We start from the raw sequence: 760 nt of genomic DNA, 5'->3' as shown, positions 1-760 counted from the left end.
ACTTTAGCAAAGAAATCCTAGATTTAATTCTCAAAGATTTCTATAATGAAAAAATCATTATTGATTTACAAAAGAGTTTTGATGAAAATGGAAACTTTCTTTATGCAAATCTTCCAGAAACTTTAAAACAAAGCATTGCATTTTTATTAGCCTTTAGTGATGAAAATTTAGGAGCATTAGAAGCTATTTTAAAAAATAGCAATGCAAATAATATTAATGGCTTTGATACTATAAAGCCAGAGATTAATCACATCAAAGCTATCCAAAGTAAATTTCAAGAAGACATAAAAGCTCTAGGAGTAAAAGTAGCCTTTTTAAAGAAAATGGAAAATCTTATCAACTCTTATAATAATGCAACCAATGAAAGCCATAAATTAGCATTACAAAAAGAAATTGAAAAAGGATTAGCCACAATGAATAAATACCAAGAAGAATTAAAAGGTTATGTAGCTAAGGGAGAATATTATCTTAAAGATAATGCAGGTATCCAACAAATAGGATATGTAAAGCTTACTAATCCTTTTAATTTATATTATGAGGAGAATAAGGAAAATACAATTGATCAAACTATAACCTCTCCTCTAAAAGACATCAATGCTTCTATGCTAGATAAACAACAAGTAGTCTTAATAAAACCAGCAGAAGAAGAAAAAGAAACATTAGATGAAGAAAAAGGAGTGTTAAACCAAAGAACTTGTGTGGTGAGTGAGAACTTTAAGACAAACAATCCTTGTATGGCACAAAGAATATAGAGGAAATT

General features: G+C 28.2%; 1 protein-coding gene. It reads left to right on the top strand.

Features of this window, described 5'->3' with window-relative positions:
• Positions 1-752, top strand: a 752-nt coding sequence (locus tag B6S12_RS11300) for a hypothetical protein (protein WP_220083654.1), incomplete at its 5' end; no start/stop codon positions are given.
• Positions 753-760 lie beyond the last annotated feature (8 nt).

Origin of the sequence: Helicobacter valdiviensis (genome assembly GCF_003245365.1) — a bacterium.
Lineage (GTDB): Bacteria > Campylobacterota > Campylobacteria > Campylobacterales > Helicobacteraceae > Helicobacter_D > Helicobacter_D valdiviensis.
This window is presented reverse-complemented; position numbering and strand designations above follow the sequence as displayed.